The 753-nt window shown below is 68.9% G+C and carries 1 protein-coding gene; it reads left to right on the top strand.

All coding sequences use genetic code 11. From position 1 onward, the window contains the following. Positions 1-753, top strand: a 753-nt coding sequence (locus tag KZA10_RS16645) for a hypothetical protein (protein ID WP_218683453.1), incomplete at both ends; no start/stop codon positions are given.

The raw sequence follows: 753 nt of genomic DNA, 5'->3' as shown, positions 1-753 counted from the left end.
CCACGCGCCGACGGCATCGCCCTGTCCGCCGCGCAGCAGGAGCGCCGTGATGCGCTCGCCGCCGCCGACTTCGACAGCGGATCACTCCTTGCGGTCGCGCAGGACGAAGATGCGTTGGCCTGGTACGCGACCAAGGACGATGGCGGCGTCGTGTGCCTGGTCCTCGACATCGGCGACCGTTCGCAGTCGAACTGCCTTCCCACCGGCGACATCGGACGTGGCCTGAGCGTGTCCTTCCCCGTTCCGATCGACGATCCCGAAGACGATACCCGGAGTCTGGGGGGTGTGAGCGCAACGATGCTCGTGTCGACAGCGGGGGAGCCGATGGTCGCTCTCCAGCGGTGGTCGATGTCGTCGGCCCTGTCCTCGCAGTACGCCGGCGCAGAGCGCGCACGGGCCGAGGAACTGGCCGAGGACGGTTTCGCCTTCTCCCTCACGATCGTCGGATCGTTCCGGACGCAGCCGGTATGGGTCGGCGACCGCGTGTCGGAGCAGGGCGAGGTCGAGAAGTGCCTCATCGTCGACGCCGGCGATCTGACGACGTGCGAGTCTCCCAGCGATGCGGGGGAGTCGGGGATCGACGCGCGGATCGACGGCGTCGGTGGCGCGGAGGTCGGCTCGACGGTTGTCGAGGCGCGGTTCACGAGGTGGCAGACGCCGTATCTGGTCATCCACGAGGCACCAGCCTCCTCAGGAGCGCCGCAGGACACCGTACGGGTCGAAGCGCCTCCGGGTGACCCGATCGTGGTCGAG

This window comes from Microbacterium sp. BF1 (assembly GCF_019279095.1).
GTDB classification, from domain to species: Bacteria; Actinomycetota; Actinomycetes; order Actinomycetales; family Microbacteriaceae; genus Microbacterium; species Microbacterium maritypicum.
This window is presented reverse-complemented; position numbering and strand designations above follow the sequence as displayed.